Annotated in this window: 17 protein-coding genes; 3 read left to right on the forward strand and 14 right to left on the reverse strand. The window is 40.2% G+C overall.

Annotated elements, in window-relative coordinates; genetic code table 11:
- Window positions 1-118: 118 nt before the first annotated feature.
- Genes bioD through bioB form a run of 4 tightly spaced genes read right to left on the reverse strand, consistent with a single transcriptional unit; the run spans window position 119 to window position 3808 of the window.
- Window positions 119-796, reverse strand: a complete 678-nt coding sequence (gene bioD / locus G322_RS0107035) for a dethiobiotin synthase (RefSeq protein ID WP_028866474.1) — start codon at window positions 794-796, stop codon at window positions 119-121.
- Entirely contained in the window at window positions 793-1575 is a 783-nt protein-coding gene (gene bioC / locus G322_RS0107040; protein WP_022941101.1) for a malonyl-ACP O-methyltransferase BioC, read from the reverse strand. Before bioC ends, bioD begins: the two co-directional genes overlap by 4 nt.
- Window positions 1575-2753 carry an 8-amino-7-oxononanoate synthase gene (bioF, locus tag G322_RS0107045; protein ID WP_022941102.1) on the reverse strand — a complete coding sequence of 393 codons (1179 nt, stop codon included), beginning with the start codon at window positions 2751-2753 and terminating at the stop codon, window positions 1575-1577. The genes bioC and bioF overlap by 1 nt, the downstream gene beginning before the upstream one ends.
- Window positions 2754-2755: 2 nt before the next feature.
- On the reverse strand, window positions 2756-3808 hold the full coding sequence (bioB, locus tag G322_RS0107050; RefSeq protein WP_022941103.1) for a biotin synthase BioB: 1053 nt from the start codon (window positions 3806-3808) through the stop codon (window positions 2756-2758).
- Window positions 3809-3912: 104 nt separating this feature from the next.
- Here bioB and bioA point away from each other — a divergent pair, with 104 nt between their 5' ends.
- On the forward strand, window positions 3913-5196 hold the full coding sequence (bioA, locus tag G322_RS0107055; RefSeq protein ID WP_022941104.1) for an adenosylmethionine--8-amino-7-oxononanoate transaminase: 1284 nt from the start codon (window positions 3913-3915) through the stop codon (window positions 5194-5196).
- Window positions 5197-5207: 11 nt separating this feature from the next.
- Here the strand turns inward: bioA and G322_RS0107060 are convergent, their stop codons facing one another.
- On the reverse strand, window positions 5208-5627 hold the full coding sequence (locus tag G322_RS0107060) for a hypothetical protein (RefSeq protein WP_022941105.1): 420 nt from the start codon (window positions 5625-5627) through the stop codon (window positions 5208-5210).
- A 133-nt stretch (window positions 5628-5760) separates the two neighbouring features.
- On the opposite strand from G322_RS0107060, the gene asnS reads away from it, so the two are divergent.
- Window positions 5761-7161 (forward strand): asparagine--tRNA ligase, encoded by a 1401-nt coding sequence (gene asnS / locus G322_RS0107065; RefSeq protein WP_028866475.1) that lies wholly within the window; start codon window positions 5761-5763, stop codon window positions 7159-7161.
- A 253-nt stretch (window positions 7162-7414) separates the two neighbouring features.
- Here the strand turns inward: asnS and purF are convergent, their stop codons facing one another.
- The 9 genes from purF to sohB all read right to left on the reverse strand — a co-directional run bounded on the left by purF (window position 7415) and on the right by sohB (window position 18273).
- Window positions 7415-8929 (reverse strand): amidophosphoribosyltransferase, encoded by a 1515-nt coding sequence (gene purF, locus G322_RS0107070; RefSeq protein ID WP_022941107.1) that lies wholly within the window; start codon window positions 8927-8929, stop codon window positions 7415-7417.
- A gap of 96 nt (window positions 8930-9025) precedes the next feature.
- Entirely contained in the window at window positions 9026-9520 is a 495-nt protein-coding gene (locus G322_RS0107075) for a CvpA family protein (RefSeq protein WP_022941108.1), read from the reverse strand.
- Between the two features lie 73 nt (window positions 9521-9593).
- On the reverse strand, window positions 9594-10211 hold the full coding sequence (locus G322_RS0107080) for an SPOR domain-containing protein (RefSeq protein ID WP_022941109.1): 618 nt from the start codon (window positions 10209-10211) through the stop codon (window positions 9594-9596).
- Window positions 10212-10214: 3 nt separating this feature from the next.
- On the reverse strand, window positions 10215-11471 hold the full coding sequence (gene folC, locus G322_RS0107085) for a bifunctional tetrahydrofolate synthase/dihydrofolate synthase (RefSeq protein WP_022941110.1): 1257 nt from the start codon (window positions 11469-11471) through the stop codon (window positions 10215-10217).
- A gap of 15 nt (window positions 11472-11486) precedes the next feature.
- Window positions 11487-12272, reverse strand: coding sequence for a tRNA pseudouridine(38-40) synthase TruA (gene truA / locus G322_RS0107090; protein ID WP_022941111.1), 786 nt, complete (start codon window positions 12270-12272; stop codon window positions 11487-11489).
- Between the two features lie 47 nt (window positions 12273-12319).
- Window positions 12320-13582 (reverse strand): glucose-1-phosphate adenylyltransferase, encoded by a 1263-nt coding sequence (gene glgC / locus G322_RS0107095; RefSeq protein WP_022941112.1) that lies wholly within the window; start codon window positions 13580-13582, stop codon window positions 12320-12322.
- A 20-nt stretch (window positions 13583-13602) separates the two neighbouring features.
- Window positions 13603-14103 carry a hypothetical protein gene (locus tag G322_RS0107100; protein WP_022941113.1) on the reverse strand — a complete coding sequence of 167 codons (501 nt, stop codon included), beginning with the start codon at window positions 14101-14103 and terminating at the stop codon, window positions 13603-13605.
- Window positions 14104-14314: 211 nt separating this feature from the next.
- Window positions 14315-16999, reverse strand: coding sequence for a type I DNA topoisomerase (topA, locus tag G322_RS0107105; protein ID WP_022941114.1), 2685 nt, complete (start codon window positions 16997-16999; stop codon window positions 14315-14317).
- Window positions 17000-17223: 224 nt separating this feature from the next.
- Entirely contained in the window at window positions 17224-18273 is a 1050-nt protein-coding gene (gene sohB / locus G322_RS0107110) for a protease SohB (protein WP_022941115.1), read from the reverse strand.
- A gap of 132 nt (window positions 18274-18405) precedes the next feature.
- On the opposite strand from sohB, the gene G322_RS0107115 reads away from it, so the two are divergent.
- Window positions 18406-19143 carry a YciK family oxidoreductase gene (locus G322_RS0107115; RefSeq protein WP_022941116.1) on the forward strand — a complete coding sequence of 246 codons (738 nt, stop codon included), beginning with the start codon at window positions 18406-18408 and terminating at the stop codon, window positions 19141-19143.
- Window positions 19144-19190 lie beyond the last annotated feature (47 nt).

The following is a 19190-nucleotide window of genomic DNA, read 5'->3' on the forward strand; positions in this document are numbered from 1 at the left end:
GGTGTCATAGAGAAAAGTGCTTTTGTGATTAGATTAAGCTTACTTACAAATAATTTAGTCTTCATTGCGAGTACCTTCAATCAGTTAAGTCTTATTTATAAGTATAGACAACAATTAGCTACAACAGAGCCAAATTTACATATTGTGCAAGATTTACTTTTTCAACATGACTCAAATAAGGAATTTCAGCAATCATCGGTGCATCTATTTTTGCAGTTAACAATGCAAGATTTTGTTGGTAAAAAGGCATCTCTGCTTGTAGTTGGTTTGCTATCCAGCCTGCTACTTTTAAGCCGGAATGAAGAATGGATTGATAGGTTAATAGAGCATGATTTAAACAGCCTAATTTCATACCAACGACCATAATAACGGGTAACTGCTGCGCAACAACCCACTCTGAAAGTAGTTGTTGATGATTTAATGGCAATGACCAGCCACCAGCTCCTTCAACAATCAGTAAATCAGGACCTTTAGCTTGCAGGGTTAGCAAACCGCATGTGATCATCTCTACTTGAATTGGTTTGTTCTCTATCTCTGCTGCAATATGCGGAGCAATAGGCTCTTTGAAGGCGATTGGATTTATCAACTCATAAGCAACGTTTAAACTGCTATTTTTTTGTAAAATAAGTGCATCTTCATTACGTAAACCATCAGCGGTTAATTCACAACCTGCCGCAATGGGTTTGTAAGCGAGTGTCATTTTTCCCTGTTGATTAGCCGCTTGTAATAACGCCTTACAACAGACGGTTTTTCCTACATCGGTATCGGTGCCGGTGACAAAATAGGTTTGTTTCATTTTATTATCTCGATATAACAAACTTGATAAGTTAGCGTTAATAAACCCTGTTTATTTGTAAAGGGTAAGTAGCCTACTTCTAATTGTTTCAATAATTTTCGCCCAGAAATAGCTTGTGTTTGATGCTCATGGACATGGTTTGCACCGATCCCTTTCAGGGCGCGCATCACTTCGATTACATTTTTATAATGCAGGGTGCGAGTTTCTGTTTTTAAAATGACGGAGTCAACGCTTAGCTGTTTTAAAATAGCTTGAATCTTTTCTAGACTTAAAAATTGGTTAGTATGTGGATTTTTATCAACTGTTTTCCATGCTTGAGTAAGTTCATGCAGTGTGCCTCCGAGCAGTGTAGAAAGGTAACCTCTCCCACCCTTTTTTAAACTGTTTTTTATTTGTTGTAAACATTCTGCTAAATCATCACTCCACTGCACAACCAAGTTTGAATAGATAAGGTCGATACTATTTTCTGTAAAGGGTAACTGGTCAATATCCCCTTGTTGGAACGTTACTTTGTTAATATTACGTTTTTTAACTTGTTTGAGCATCGCTTCCGAGAGATCAAAACAGGTTAAGACTCCCCTTGGGAATTGATGAGCAAGTTTTTCACTAAAATAACCAGTACCACAGCCAAGATCAACAATCATTGAGTAATTTTTATTAGGCACACTCGTTAATAGTTGTTCCCCAATATCACGTTGTAGTTGTGCGAATTGATCGTAATGGTGAGCTGCTTTTGAAAATGAATCTGCTACCGCTTGTTTATCTATATTTTGTGACATTACAGCTCACTCAAACAGCATGAGATAGCACTGATCAACTGCTCAATATCTTGTTTTTCATGATGCGTGGTTAAGGTAATACGCAGTCTTGCAGTATTAACAGGCACAGTGGGCGGGCGAATTGCGGTTACCCAAAAACCAAGCACTTTTAATTGTTGTGCTATTTGTAACGCTTTTTTACTTTCACCGATAATAAGTGGTTGGATCGCAGTTTGTGAATCCCCTAATTGGATCTCTTTTTTTTCTGCAAGCTCTCTGAAATAGGCAATTAATTCAAATAATTTATCACGTCGCCACTGCTCTTTTTCTGCCATTTTGGCGGCACAAGCAATAGTATAAGCCATTGCAGGGGGTAGACCTGTTGTGTAGATATAGGGTTTACTGAAATTGGTTAAATAATCAATGAACGATTTTGAGCCCGCTACAAATGCCCCGCCAACCCCCAATGCTTTACCAAAGGTTGCCATGTATATTTGTAAGTCACTATTTTTAAGCCCGGCATCTAGCACGCTACCTTGACCATTTTCACCCAGTATGCCCAAGCCGTGTGCGTCATCAATCATTAACCAACTATTATATTTTTTAGCTTGCTTAACTAACTGTGCAATCGGTGCTTTATCGCCGTCCATGCTAAACACCCCTTCGCTGATTATTAAACGATCATGGGCTTGTTGCTTGGTTAAGAGTTGCTTAGTTAAGAGTGTTTCAAGATGCACCATGTCATTATGCTTAAAACGGTGCATTTTGCAGGGCGCTAAACTGCCCGCTTCCATTAACGAGGCATGGTTTAGTTTGTCTTGTAGTAACAGTGCGTTTTTATCCAGCAAGAGTTTAATAACCGCTTGATTTGCAGAGTAACCAGAACTAAAGAGGGCAACGGCTTCAACACCTAACCATGATTTTAACTGTTCACTGCAATCTTCATGTGCTTGGTTATAGCCTGTTACAAGATATGAGCCTCCACTGCCTACGCCGTAAAGCTCAGCGCCTTTTTGCCATGCCGATATCAATGCAGGATCTGATGCGAGCCCCAGGTAGTCATTACTTGAAAAGTTAAGGTGACGTTTTCCTGCTACTTTGATGTAACGCCCCTGTTTATTTTCGGTAATTTGTTGATGACGATATAAACCATCATCTTTTCGCTGCTGTAGTTGTGCGCTTATAAAATTAAAAGACACGGTTATAACTTCGCGGTTGCATCATAAAACAGTTCACCTTTTTCAGCATGACGAATGATCGCAGCATCTACATTTTTTTCTTTTTCAAAGGGAGAGAAGTTAACCGCTTCTTTGTTAATACCCAGTTTTTTGAACAGTTGTATATCTGAATTTTCATCTGGATTATCGGTGGTCAGTAGCTTACAGCCATAAAAGATGGAGTTTGCACCCGCCATAAAACAGAGCGCTTGGGTTTGCTCTGACATTGCATCGCGCCCTGCGGATAAACGCACATGTGATTTTGGCATCATAATACGTGCAATGGCAATGGTTTTAATAAAAGTGAATTCATCGAGATCATCAACGTTCTCAAGGGGAGTTCCCTCTACTTTAACCAGTTTGTTGATCGGTACACTCTCTGGCTGCCTTGGCATATTCGCCAGTTGCACTAATAAACCCGCTCTGTCTTTGCTCTGCTCACCTAAACCAACAATACCACCACTACATACTTTCATACCCGCACCACGGACATTTTCCAATGTATCTAATCGGTCTTGATAACTACGTGTGGTGATTATTTTACCGTAATACTCTGGCGAGGTATCCAAATTATGGTTGTAATAATCAAGCCCTGCATCGGCGAGTTGCCCTGCTTGCTTTTGATCTAACATACCTAGCGTCATGCACGACTCTAACCCCAACGCTTTAACCTCTTTGATCATATCGACCAAATAAGGCATATCACGTTGTTTGGGATTTTTCCAAGCAGCACCCATACAAAAACGGGTTGAGCCTGTGGCTTTTGCATCTTGCGCGGCTTTAATGACTTTGCTTACTTCCAGTAGTGTCTCTTTTTCAAGACCGGTATCGTAACGTGCGCTTTGTGGACAATATTTACAATCTTCAGGACAAGCACCTGTTTTAATCGAAAGTAAGGTACTGACTTGTATTTGGTTTTTGGGGAAATTAGCACGATGCACGGTTTGTGCTTCAAAAAGTAAGTCCATAAAAGGCAATGCAAACATCGCCTCGACTTCATCAACTGACCAATCTTGACGCACCGCTGTATTATTCATTTCTCTTTCCCGATATAAAATAGTTGCCATATTTTAAGGTTCACAGATACACTGTCAACTTTTCTACGTCTTTTTCTTTACATCTGTATAAATAGCGAGCAATTATGTCTATAACTACACGGTTAGACCATCAATTTGATAAAGACCACCTTTGGCATCCTTATACATCCATGACAAATCCTCTGCCCTGTTATGGTGTTGAATCTGCCGATCAATGTTTATTAACGCTTGATAGTGGTGAACAACTGATTGACGGCATGTCTTCTTGGTGGGCTTGTTTGTTTGGTTACAATGTACCAGAACTAAATAAAGCAGCCAAAAACCAGATAGATAAGATGGCACATGTGATGTTTGGTGGACTGACTCATCAACCCGCTATTGCGTTGGGTAAAAAACTGGTTGAGATCACCCCCGCTAATTTAGAAAAAGTATTTTTGAGTGATTCTGGCAGTGTGGCCGTTGAAGTCGCTTTAAAGATGGCATTGCAATATTGGCATGCAAAAGGATCACCCCAAAGTCAGTTTTTAACCATTCGTAACGGTTATCATGGGGATACTTTTGGTGCGATGAGCGTGACCGATCCTGAAGGCTCCATGCATGAGCTTTATCATGATTTTTTACCACAGCAACTGTTTGCTCCTCAACCCACCATTGCATTTGATGAGCAGTGGGAAGCGCACGATCTTAACGCAATAACCTCACTGGTTGAAAATAACCAACATAATATAGCCGCCATTATTTTAGAGCCCATTGTACAAGGTGCAGGCGGTATGTACTTTTATCATCCGCAGTACCTCAAAGGGGTGCGTATGCTGTGTGATAAATATGGCCTATTGCTGATTGCCGATGAAATTGCCACGGGTTTTGGCCGTACAGGGAAACTATTTGCCTGTGAATATGCTGATATTAGCCCGGATATACTTTGTATTGGTAAAGCGATCACCGGTGGTTACATGAGCCTTGCCGCTACATTAACCACAACGCACATTGCCAATACGATTAGTCACGGCAAAGCGGGTGTATTTATGCATGGGCCTACCTTTATGGGTAACCCACTGGCGTGTGCGGTAGCAAATGCTAATATCGATAAACTGCTCAGTTTTAACTGGCAACAATGTGTTGAGCAAATATCCACAAATCTGAGCACATTTTTAGCACCTTGCAAAACATTAGAGCGTGTTAAAGCGGTGCGTGTTTTAGGCGCGATTGGGGTGGTTGAATTGAAACAGGCGGTCGATGTCGCGAAAGTGCAAAAGCAGTTTGTAGAATTAGGTGTCTGGATCCGCCCTTTTGGTAAACTTATTTATATAATGCCTCCTTATATTATTAAGGAGGCTGAACTTAAAAAACTCTGTGATGCGATTTATCAAGTAGCATCAAGCAGTTAATCACCGAGTTTTTAATCTCCAAATAAGCTCGCTAAGACTGATAATTGGCCATTAAGGTAGTTAAGATCCGTCTTTGCGTAAAATATGGCAAAAACTACCGCGCTAGACATGATGACAATCAGAAATTTGTCTGGTGTGCCGTCTCCTGGGCGACGTTTCTTTCCCCATGTGTTTAAAATAGCCAACACTGAAACAATACTGCATGACCAGATCAAATACATAAACAGTCTTATCTCGACAAATTGATAGTTTGCAACAGAAGTAATACCAAAATGCCCCATGATGATGGGCTCAAAAATCTCACGCTGATAATGGAAAAGCAACATATAAACTAAGAATGCGCCCCACAGAAAAACCGTTAACCAAAGCATAAAAAATCGACGCCACTCGTGTGCATTATGGAAACGTTTTCGTTCAAACTGCTGTTGCATAATAAACCTTCATTAAAAATGGCTGATTATCAAATCATAGACTTGTATCTCGCTACCGCCAAGGTAAGATATGCCTCTATTAAATTTTTTACAAAAAAACAGTGAAAACTGTGAGTATGGAGCACTAATTCAGATGTCAAAAACAGCAATTGTTGAAATATTCAACAACAAATTCCCAGTGGGTGAAAAAGTAACCGTAAACGGTTGGATCCGTACCCGCCGTGATTCAAAAGCGGGGATCTCTTTTTTAGCTATTTATGATGGTTCATGTTTTGATCCTATTCAAGCCGTTGTACCCTCTGATCTTGAGAATTACACATCTGATGTACTCAATTTAACCGCAGGTTGTTCGGTCACCGTCACCGGTAAATTAGTTGAAAGTCCAGGAAAAGGACAAAGCTTTGAAATTCAAGCGACAGAAGTAAAAGTACTGGGTTTTGTACAAGATCCCGATACTTACCCCATGTCAGCAAAACGTCACAGTATTGAATATTTGCGTGAGCATGCACACCTTCGCCCACGCACTAACATTATTGGCGCAGTAACACGCGTACGTAACTGTTTATCACACGCTATTCATAACTTCTTTTATGAAAAAGGCTTTAACTGGATCAGCACACCTATTATCACTGGCTCTGATTGTGAGGGTGCAGGTGAGATGTTCCGTGTAAGTACACTTGATTTAGAAAATCTGCCAAAAACAGCAGAGGGTAAAGTCGATTACAGCAAAGATTTTTTTGGTAAAGAGACCTTCATGACCGTATCAGGTCAATTAAATGCTGAAACTTACGCTTGTGCTTTAAGTAATGTTTATACTTTTGGCCCTACTTTCCGCGCGGAAAATTCAAATACCACACGTCACCTTGCTGAGTTTTGGATGGTTGAGCCTGAAATCGCTTTTGCTGATTTGGCAGATGTGGCACAACTTGCGGAAGATATGCTTAAATATGTGTTTAATGCCGTTTTGACAGAGCGTGCTGATGATATGGCTTTCTTTGCTCAACGTGTTGATAAAGAAGCAATCACCCGTTTAGAGAAAATAGTTAATTCGGACTTTGTACGCATGGAATACACAGAAGCGATTGAAATATTGCAAAACTGTGGTAAGAAATTTGAGTACAAAGTAGAATGGGGTGTTGATCTGCAATCTGAGCATGAGCGCTACCTTGCTGAAGTACATGTTGGCGCACCCATTATTTTGCAAAACTATCCGAAAGATATTAAAGCGTTCTACATGAAGCTTAATGATGATGGTAAAACAGTGGCTGCAATGGATGTCATCGCACCCGGTATTGGTGAGATCATCGGCGGTAGCCAACGTGAAGAAAATCTTGAAGCGTTAGATAAACGTCTTAAAGAGATGAACTTAGATATTGGTGATTACAGCTGGTACCGTGATTTGCGTAAATACGGCACCGTGCCACATGCAGGTTTTGGTTTAGGTTTTGAGCGTTTAGTCTCTTATGTAACGGGTGTACAAAATATCCGTGATGTCATTGCCTTCCCACGCGCACCTGGCAGTGCAGATTTTTAATCGCTATTTATTAATGGCATAAATACTAAATGACAGTAAATAGGAAAGCCAACATTTTTGTTGGCTTTTTTGTGTCTAAAATTTAATCCAAAAAAACCACCTGTCTTAAGAAGGTGGTAATGACGGTTTGAATCACCTAAGGATCGGCTTCAAAATTACTTGCGCTTTTATTTTCAAAATAACCCGTCATTTCAGGCTTTTTGAAAAAATTTAGCGCAAGTTATTGTGTAACGATTCCTAAATGTTATTTGAGTTAAGACTCGTTATACATTTCAAGACTTGCAAGTTCTTCTTTTTGTTCTTGAATATTTTTAGCATCTTCACTGCGTAGGCTTGCTAAGTAATCAAAATAGCTTTGATCAATATCACCGGTAACATAAATACCATCAAACACTGAACACTCAAAACCATCAACATCTGGATTCTGTTTTTTCACTGCATCTTTTAGATCTTCAAGATCTTGATAGATAAGTTTATCACTGCCAATGCAATCACTGATCTGTTCAACGGTGCGGTTATAAGCAATTAACTCTTCTACGGTAGGCATATCAATGCCATACACATTGGGATGACAAACTTGCGGTGCAGCCGATGCAAAGTAAACATTCTTCGCACCTGCATCGCGTACCATCTCAACAATTTGCTCAGAGGTAGTACCACGTACAATTGAATCATCAACAAGTAGCACTGATTTACCTTTAAACTCAGCCGTGATTGTGTTGAGTTTACGGCGGACGGCTTTACGGCGCTGTGTTTGCCCGGGCATAATAAAGGTACGACCAATATAGCGATTTTTTACAAAACCTTGACGGTATGGAATGCCAAGTTCAACGGCGATCTCAAGTGCAATATCATTTGATGTTTCAGGGATTGGAATAACTGCATCAATTTGTATATCAGCCCATTCACGTTTAATTTTTGCACCGAGTTTACGACCCATCTCAAGACGCGCTTCATAAACAGAGATACCACTTAAGGTAGAGTCTGGACGTGCAAGGTAAACGTACTCAAAAATACACGGGTGTAAACTGGTTTTCTTGGCACACTGCTGAGTAAACAGTTGGCGATCTTCGGTGATATAAACTGCTTCGCCTGGCTCAACATCACGCATTACTTCAAAACCGATCGTATCAAGGCCAACACTTTCAGAGGCAACGATATATTCCATATCGCCAGATTCTGTTTTGCGTGATCCAAGTACTAATGGACGAATACCGTCAGGATCTCGAAATGCCACCATACCGTGACCGATAATCAGTGAAACAACACCGTAAGCACCGTTTACTTTTTCATGTACTTCACCCACTGCGGTGAAGATATCTTCAGGCGATAATTTTTCAGAGGTTACTTTATCAAGTGCGGCCGCAAAAATATTTAACAACACTTCAGAATCTGAAGTGGTATTGATATGACGACGAGATTTAGCCACCGTTTCACGTAGCGCTGTTGCATTGGTTAAATTGCCATTATGAGCAAGTGCCATGCCCCATGGTGAGTTAACATAAAAAGGCTGTGCTTCTGCAGCGCTTGAGCTACCTGCAGTGGGATAACGCACATGACCAATACCAATATCACCTTTTAAACGTTGCATATGTTTAGATGCAAAAACATCTTTTACTAAACCATTTGCTTTGCGTTGTTTAAAGTTATCATTCTCGATAGTGATAATACCAGCCGCATCTTGTCCACGGTGTTGTAATACTGTTAATGCATCATAGATACTTTGATTAACAGGAGTTGCCCCAACGATGCCAACGATTCCACACATAAATTCACGCCTTGTTTTAATAAGTAATAATTAATATTTTTCACTCACCACGATGGTAAATAGTGAGTGGTTGCTGGTGCTTATATTAAGCTAGAGTTAAGCTGAAAGGTTGTTTAAGAAACTCGAGGAGTTCTCTAAGTGACTAAAAAACCATTCAATAATAATGCCAAACTCTGGAATTAAGGTTGATTCTTTCCACCAAACAGCGTCATTAAAGCCAGTGAAGGAATCGATAAAAAACAGTACGGCGCTCACCACTAACACACCACGAATTGCACCAAACAGTACACCTAAGAGGCGATCTGTACCAGATAGTCCTGTTACTGCGACTAAACGATTAACAATATAATTGATCAGGGCGCCAAGTAATAATACAGAGATAAATAAAATAGCGATGGCAATAGAGTTGCGGATCAGGGGGTCTTCAAGTTGGGTAAGATAAGAGGTCACTTCAGGATAAAAATTACTGGCCACAAAAAAGGCGGTGAACCAAGTCACCAGAGAGATCGCCTCTTTTGTAAAACCACGGATTAAACTAATCAATGCTGAAAATGCGATAATGCCTAATATAGCTAAATCAAACCAACTCATGGCTACCCTTAATATTTGAACGCGTTAAACGTGGCGCATTCTAGCAGAAAATTTGTTTAAATGCTGTAATAATTTAAGGGTTAACCGCATCAAAAGGGAGTAATTTTCCTTGTAGTTTTGTTAATCGCTTTAAACGAGGTAACTGTTTTTCAAGCTTTACTTTGGAGATATCTGGGCCAACAAAGAGACGTGTTAATTCACCATCAATGACTTCAGTGGGGACGGTATGTGCCTGAAATCCTGCTTTATGTAACGTTTTTAATAACGCGTTAATATTGGCTGCATTTTGAAATGCGCCCAGTTGAATGGTCCATGCACGTTCAGGTACTTTTTTCTTGGCTGCCTTTTTATTTACAACAACAGGTATTGATTTTTCAACGTTGGTCACTTGGGGCTCAGGTTTCTCTGTTTTACTCTCTTGTTCAAGGACCACTGTTTTTATAATCTCCTCAACTTGCCACTGTTCCTCTTCAATATCTGCTTGCTCTGTAACATCAAACGACTCATTAACCCGCTCGTCTGTTACCCTTAATTGTTGAGTATGCGGTTTACGCGCAGGATGAATCGGTGTCGCCACAAATTCATCTTCATATGCCTCTTTTTTACCATCGATAATGGAGGGTAAAAAGATAACCACAGAGGCAACTAAAATGGTGATACCTACTAATCTATTTTGAAACTGAGAAGCCACAACTTACCCTTGTGATAGTGTTAAGAAATCTGAAACAGTATAAAATGAACCAAACACGATAATAATGTCTGATTCGTTTGCTTGTTTGAGTACATTTTTATACGCATCCGCTATATTTTCAAAACAATGTACATCAGCAAGTGGATCATTACTAGCTTGATAATGGCTGAGTAGCGTTTGCTGTGATGCACCTCGATAACAGTGAAGCGTGATCAGGTTATATTGGTCAACCTGCTCATTGGTCTCTGATAAAGTACCCGTTAAGTCTTTGTCTTCTAACATACCCACAATAGCAAACACTTTGCCTTCGGGTTTACGAAGATGCGCAAGTTGACTTGCCAAATAGTGTGCAGATTGAGGATTGTGCGCGACATCAAGGTAGGTATCAACCTCTCCCTCTCTACTTACCTTTTGTAAACGCCCCGCTAACTGTGCTTGGCCAATCGCTTTTTTTAACAAGGTATCAGAGAGGTTAAGATCAAGTGCTTCAATCACCGCTAATGCGGTACTTGCATTTTGCAGTGGCATGAGGGTAAGAGGTAACGCATTAATTGTTTTTTTACCTGACCAAGACCAGCTATGCTCATTGACAATAGCCTGAAAGTTTTTACCCGCATAACGGATATCCGCTTTGATACTTAAAGCATGATGTTGTAATGATTGAGGAGGGTCAAGCTCGCCGCAAATAACCGGTTTTAACGCACGAAATACACCTGCTTTTTCAAAACCTATTTTTTCTCTGTCATCACCCAACCAGTCAATATGATCGATGCCAATGGTGGTCACCACACTAATGTCAGACTCAACCACATTAGTTGCATCTAACCGTCCGCCTAATCCTACTTCAAGTAAAATAAAATCACACTGTTGCGCGTTTAAAATGACTAAACAGCCAAGGGTAACGTACTCAAAATAGCTCAGTGACGTTTCACCGCGCAGTGATTCTATCCTCTCAAATGCTTGGCAATGCAGTAACGCGGGCATCTCTTGTTGATTAATGCGCAAGCGCTCGGTGTAGCGTTGAATATGCGGAGAGCTGTAAACGCCGACTTTATAGCCTGCCTCAATTAAAATCTCTTCTAAAAAAGCACAGGTTGTACCTTTGCCATTAGTACCAGCAACGGTGATCACTTTTGCATCAAAATTAATCACCTTTAGATCTTTTGCCACTTTGCCAATACGTGTTAAACCCAGCTCAATCTCGGTTGGGTGTAACTGTTCAAGGTAGCTTAGCCATTCGTTTAAGTTGTTTTTATTCATATTTTTCTGTTAACACTAGATTTCTAAGAAAAGGGGGCCAATCGCGGGCCGTGGCAGTGAAAATTGCTCAGGGTAATCCACTTCGACCAGATATAATCCACCCGGTTTTGCAGTGGCGGCAGCTTGCGCACGATCTTTTAATGTAAGCAATGTTGCAAGCCAATCAACAGGTTGTTTACCTCGCCCGACTTCAATTAAACTGCCAGCAATATTACGCACCATATGATGTAAAAAAGCATTGGCTTTAATGTCGATAATAATAAAGTTAGCGCGACGGGTAATATTAAGATATTCAATGGTGCGAATGGGGCTATTTGCTTGGCAATGTAAGGCGCGAAAAGAGGTAAAGTCTTGTTCACCAACAATATGTTGCCCCGCTATGTGCATCAACTGCTCATCTAACGGATGGTGATAATGGCTGAGGCCTGAGGTTAAGATGCCCGGACGAAATGGGGCATTGTAGATAATGTAACGGTAACGACGTGCAGTGGCACTAAAACGCGCGTGAAATGAATCATCAACCTGTTTAACCCAGCGTACGGCAATATCATTGGGAAGATTCGCATTAACACCAAGTGTCCATGCGACTTCTTTGCGCTTTGCATCGGTGTCAAAATGTACCACTTGCCCAGTGCCGTGCACTCCCGAGTCAGTACGACCCGCACAATTAACAATAACAGGATGGTTAGCAATAAGTGAAAGTGCTTCTTCCAATTTTTGTTGTACCGAAATCACCTCTTTTTGGCGTTGCCAACCATAATAGTTAGCACCATCATATTCAATTCCTAATGCAATGCGCATTGCGACCACCCTAACCTTTCAAAAAAGGCAGTATACCGCTTTTGTTCTTAACCTCCATGCTCAATTTTCAAAAAATTATCAATCATCTCTTGAGTCACTAATATCACCCCACTTTCTGATATTTCATAAAAGTTTTTATCACTTTCATAATCAAAACCAATCATGAAATCATCTGGAATAATACAATCTTCCACCACTAACACGTTATACAGCTTGCAATTTTTACCGATGCTTACACTAGGCAGAATAACACAATGATCAAGCACACTATGACGCTCTACGGTCACCCGTGTTGAAAGCAGTGACTTTTTAATCGTTGCCCCAGAGATGATGCAACCCGAAGTGATCACACTGTCTATCGCCTGACCACGACAATCCTCTTGATCAAAAATAAACTTGGCGCCTGGGAGTTGCTCTTGAAATGAGTAGATAGGCCAATGTTTGTCATAAAGGTTAAGCTCAGGCTCTATCTGCACTAAATCGAGATTAGCGTAAAAATACTGGTCAATGGTCCCGACATCTTTCCAATAAGCTTGTACATCAGCACAACCATCCGCATCAAAAATATAAGCATAAACAGCTTGCTCGTTAATGGCTTTAGGGATGATGCTATAACCAAAATCATGCTTTGATGCATCAATAGTGGCATCTTCTAAGAGTAGTTTTTCCAATACATCAAAGTTAAAAATATAAACACCCATCGAAACCAATGATTTTCCGGGCAGTGTGGGTATTTCAGCAGGATGCTCAGGTTTTTCAATAAAATCAATGATACGCATATCTTCATCAACATTTAACACCCCAAAGGCTGACGCACTTTTACTCTTCACAGGAATAGAGGCGATAGAAATATCAGCCTTATTTTTTGCATGTTGGCGCAACATGCGACTGTAATCCATCTTATAGATATGATCGCCACCGAGTATCAATATATATTTACAATGTTGCTTGCGGAGCTGTTTGAGGTTTTGATAAACGGCATCGGCAGTACCTCGATACCAAAGTTCACCAATCTGTTGCTGTGCGGGCACAATATTAACATATTCCCCCAACTCCCAAGGCATACGGCTCCACGCTTTTTGTATATGACCGAGTAGCTCTGATGATTTATATTGGGTTAACACATCAATACGGCGAATACCTGAGTTCATGCAGTTAGACAGTGTAAAATCAATAATTTTATATTTCCCGCCAAACGGTAAGCCAGGTTTAGCGCGCTCTTCGGTAAGTTGCTTTAAACGACTGCCTTTTCCACCTGCGAGTATCAATGCAATGGTATCACGTGTTAATAAACCAATATGTTGAGACATTTACAACCTCTTCATCTACTTTATGTTTTGTGCTCGAGGGCTTTGCCATATTTGGCATCACTAATGGGGGCGACTTTAAGGAACTCAACATTTTTATTATCCACAATTTGTAATGCTGAATGAATTGAGCGGTTATTATTGGCAATAATGTTAATGTCGTAACCGTGGTTGTGGTAAACAAAACGTACTTTTAAGATGCCATGCTCTAGCTGCCAATGACCATCACACTGATCATCATCAAAGAGATTATCAATATGTAACTGATTATTTTCTTTAAAATTAAAAACCAGAGACAGGTTAGTAATTGACGTGACTAACCATGCATGTGCAACCACTTCAACCTCAGTTAATTTACGTTTTTCCAATTCCCATAAAATATACTCACCTTCAGTAATAATGAATGCGCGATATTCCTCATTCATCACACCTGATGGTAATGAAATTTTATGTTGATCATGTTTTTCATAGGTGAATAAAATAACTTTACGATCTAATTCACTCAGTAAGGAATATAAAGGCATACACTTTCCAGTGAGATATAATAAATATAAAATTAGATCAAATAATTAAAAAAGTGGAGATGATAAAGGAAAAACTTTGATTGCGGTCAAATAACCAACAGATTGAGTTTTTTTTCTATGCGATGGGTCACAGGTTTCTTTGATTTTTTTATTCAGTAAGATCAAAAAAGGTAGCGTTAGCTACCTTTTTTATTTCATTTTTTAAGACGTATTAGGTTTTCTTTGTCTTTACAACACGTTTTTTTGTTTGTTCCTCGACCCACTTACCTCCAGAGAGCACTTTGTCTTTAAGCACGCCACCAATATACTTTGCTGTCCAGCCTGTGGCTTTTTTATCGATTTCGGTCATTACATACTGCTCTTTATTCTTGCGACTATAACGAACAACGGCAAGATTCCCAGCAGGATCGGTTTGTGGTGCATCCGCTAAGTAATAAAATTTGGCAGAAATGCGATCTTTAAAACGCACCAACTCTTGCACTTTCGGCGCACGGGTTTCACGGGAACGAGGAAAAGTACTGGCAGCCATGAAGATACCAGATGCACCATCACGCAAAATAAAGTATGCATCACTCTGCTCACAACCTAACTCTTCAAGGTGAACAGGATCTTCCTTTGGCGGTGCAACGTCACCATTACGTAGAATCTTACGGGTATTTTTACACGCTTCGTTAGTACAGCCCATATATTTTCCAAAACGGCCATCTTTAAGTTGCATGTCATTGCCACATTTATCGCACTCAACCAATGGACCATCATAACCCTTGATCTTAAACTCGCCATGTTCAACTTCATGACCATCACAGATAGGGTTATTACCACAAACGTGTAATTTACGGTTTTCATCAATAAGGTAGCTATCCATCGCCATGTCACATTTAGGACAACGTTTTTTTGCCATTAATGCAGCGGTTTCCAAATCTTCATTGCTGAGAATATCTTCAACCTCTTCACCATCAACCAAATTAATCGTCGTTTTACAACGCTCTTTAGGCAGCAGTGCATAACCAGAACAGCCAAGGAAAACCCCTGTTGATGCGGTGCGAATTCCCATTGCACGATCACAAGTCGGACAACGTACCTCTTTAATTTCAACAGGCTCATTGAGGCGCATACCCCCTTCATCTTCAGGTAGTTCCGCTTTTGCAAGCAGCTTAGTTAACCCTGCATAGAAACGGTCTAACTCATCCGTCCAATTAGCTTTACCCTCTGCAATGGCATCAAGGTTAGCTTCCATCTCTGCAGTAAAGTCATAACTCATCAGTTCAACAAAGTTTTCAGTTAGACGATCGCTAACTATTTCGCCCATTTTTACCGCATAAAAGCGGCGTTTATCCACTTTTACATAACCTCTATCTTGAATAGTAGAGATAATACTTGCGTAAGTTGATGGACGACCAATGCCTTTTTTCTCAAGCTCTTTAACCAATGAAGCTTCAGTAAAACGTGCTGGCGGTTTAGTAAAGTGCTGCTTAGGATCAAGTGCGACTAAATTCAGTATTTCACCAATAGCAAGATCCGGCAGATGCACATCATCGACTTTGCTTTTTGCAACAGGTTGCGCTTTTGTCCAACCCGCAAAACGCAGGGTACGACCTTTAGCACGTAGCAAATAATTTTCTGCTTCGACAACAAGTGTAGATGCATCATAAAGTGCAGGTAGCATCTGACACGCTAAGAATTGGCGCCAAATAAGTTCATAAAGGCGCATAGCATCACGATCAACGCCATTTAACAATGCAGCAAGTTGAGTTACATCGGAGGGACGAATCGCTTCATGCGCCTCTTGTGCGCCTGATTTACTTCGATACACAACTGCTTCTTCAGGAAGGTAATTTTTACCGAACTCGTCACTAATATAATCGCGTGCAGATGCTACAGCATCTTTACTCAAGTTCGTTGAGTCAGTACGCATATAGGTGATGTAACCCGCTTCGTACAAACGTTGTGCTAACATCATGGTTTTCTTTACACCAAAACTTAAACGCGTACTCGCCGCTTGTTGCAGTGTAGAGGTAATAAAAGGCGCACTGGCTTTACTTTTAGTGGGCTTATCTTCACGCGAAAGTAGTTTGAATTGTGCCGTTTTTAATACCTCAAGCGCTTTCGTTGTTTGTGCTTCGGTGGTCGGCTTGAAACTATTACCATCCTCTTTAAATACTTCTAAACGCAGTTCTGTGTCGTTATTACTTTTCGTGTCGGCATGTAAATCCCAATACTCATCAGGATTAAATGCTTTAATCAGACGTTCACGCTCAACTAATAAACGCACTGCTACGGATTGTACGCGTCCAGCGGACAAACCACGTGCGACTTTTTTCCATAAAAGAGGTGAAATCATAAAACCAACCACACGATCTAAAAAACGACGTGTTTGCTGCGCGTTAACACTGTTAAGATCAAGTTCAGTTGGATTTTTAAACGCTTCTTGTATGGCACTTTCTGTTATCTCATTAAAAACAACACGTTGGAATTTACTATCGTCACCCCCTAAAATTTCTTTAAGGTGCCAAGCGATCGCCTCACCCTCTCTATCCAAATCCGAAGCAAGGTAGATGGTGGGTGCATCTTTGGCTAATTTTTGTAGCTCAGCAACCACTTTCTCTTTGCCGGGCAAAATTTCGTAGTGTGCTTTCCAGTTATTGTTTGGATCGATACCCATACGCGTAACCAATGCTTCTTGCGCACGTTTGGCTTTTTCTTTCTCTTTTTGAGCTGGGGTCATGCCCGCTAATGATTTTTTCTTATTCGCATCAATTTTCTGCTTAGCACTACCACTGGTAGGGAGATCGCGAATATGTCCCACACTTGATTTTACAATGTAGTCTTTACCAAGATATTTATTGATGGTTTTTGCTTTTGCAGGTGATTCCACAATAACAAGAGATTTGCTCATAATTCTTCTAGCCCTAAAGTAGTCATGATGGTGAGGGTGATATTAATTTATTATTCATCCATTGAATTTCCTTTTTATATAATCCAAAGTCAGGGAAAATAGCAACTTATATTTTTAAAAAGGTGATAAAATGAGGTAAAAAAGCCAACTAAATGATGTTGGCTCATCTATCTGTGCAATAAACAGGCAAGTTTTTACACCGTCTTGGGCTGCTTTCTAAGCCATTATTTAAATAGACGACTCACATTCAGTTGCATCAATTTCAATAAACTATTTTCTAGCGCAAGTGATGCACCATGGCCTAATTTGTCCGCCAACTTTTTACGCAATGAATATTTTATCTGCACGATATGACGGTTATCCAATTGTGATAGTAGGTAATCATCACTGGTTGTAATTTTATCGATGAGATTAAGTTTGATCGCTTGTAAGCCGTACCAATGTTCGCCTGTTGCAACTTTCTCAATATCAATTGATGGACGGTGTTCACTAACAAAATGCTTAAACAAATCATGTGTTTCTTGTAATTCTTGTTTGAATTTAGCACGACCTTTATCATCATTTTCACCAAACATGGTTAATGTGCGTTTATAATCGCCCGCCGTTAACTGCTCAAACTCAATATCATGTTTCTTTAATAGTTTATTAAAATTGGGAATTTGTGCAATCACACCAATAGAGCCCAAAATAGCAAAAGGGGCTGCAATAATTTTATCGGCAATACAAGCCATCATATAACCACCACTGGCGGCTACCTTATCAACAGCAATGGTGAGAGGGATGTTGTTATCTTTTAAACGTTGTAATTGAGAAGCGGCCAAGCCATAACCGTGTACCATGCCACCGCCACTTTCAAGGCGCACAAACACTTCATCTTTTTCACTAGCAACACCAAGAATGGCGGTGATCTCTTCACGTAAAGAAGTTACTTCTTTGGCATCAATACTGCCTTTAAAGTCAACGACATAGAGCTGTGCAAGAGATTCTGGTTGGTCACCCTTTTTAGCCAATTTTTTCGCTAATTTATCTTTCTCTTTTTGCGATTTTTTATCTTCTTTCTGACGTATTTTAAGCTGAAAAGGGGTTAATAATTGCTCCTCAATTGATTTTTTAGTCTCTTTTAATTGCTCAGAAATATCCGTTAACTCAATTTCCCCTTTTTTGTTTTTTTGTTTACTGGTGAGCGCAATCACAATGACGAACAAAGCAGTAACCGTCACCAAAAAAGTGATCGCTTTGGCTAGAAACAGCCCATATTCAAATAAAAATTCCACAGTTTGATCCCTAAAGTAATAAATATGTGGCATATCATGACAAAAACAGCGCTCAGGTACAAAAGAGTTTGAGACTTTTAGGTAAAAAAAGTTACTATTCCCCTAATTAATTTAAGTTTAATGAGAAATATGATGAAAGAGTATCAAGCAAAAACAGACTGTTTGGCCGATAAAACCATTTTAATCACCGGTGCAGGTGATGGTATTGGCAAAACATTAGCACTGCAATGTGCACAGTTTGGGGCAACGGTTATTTTATTGGGAAAAACAGTTAAAAAACTAGAAGCGGTTTATGATCAGATTGAAGAAATAGGCAAACAGCAAGCATCCATATTACCGCTGGATCTTAATGGCGCGACAGAGAGTCATTACGATGATCTCGCTGATACCATTAAACGCGAATATGGTAAACTAGATGCCTTAGTGCATAATGCCAGTCAACTCGGTGTCTTAGGCCCTTTTGCACAAATAGAGAAATCAACGTGGGACGACGTTATTCAAACCAACCTTACAGCACAGTTTATGCTAACTAAAGCGTTAATCCCTGTTCTAAGCCTTGCAAAGCACGCCTCAACTCTTTTTACCACCTCAAGTGTAGGCAATCAAGGGCGCGCCTATTGGGGGGCTTATAGCATCTCTAAATTTGCTACAGAAGGCATGATGCAGACACTTGCGGATGAGTTTGAAAACAGTACATTACGTTTTAATGCTATCAATCCAGGTGCGACACGTACAGGAATGCGTGCCAACGCATTCCCCGCTGAAAATACCGCTTTATTAAAAATGCCGGCTGATATTATGCCCGCTTACCTTTACCTGTTAAGTGATGACAGTATTAACGTCACGGGGCAACGTATTAACGCGCAATAATGTCAAGGCACGACCACAGAGCACACAGAGGCGTTCACACACGAAGA

The organism is Psychromonas hadalis ATCC BAA-638 (assembly GCF_000420245.1).
In the GTDB taxonomy this organism is placed as follows: Bacteria; Pseudomonadota; Gammaproteobacteria; order Enterobacterales; family Psychromonadaceae; genus Psychromonas; species Psychromonas hadalis.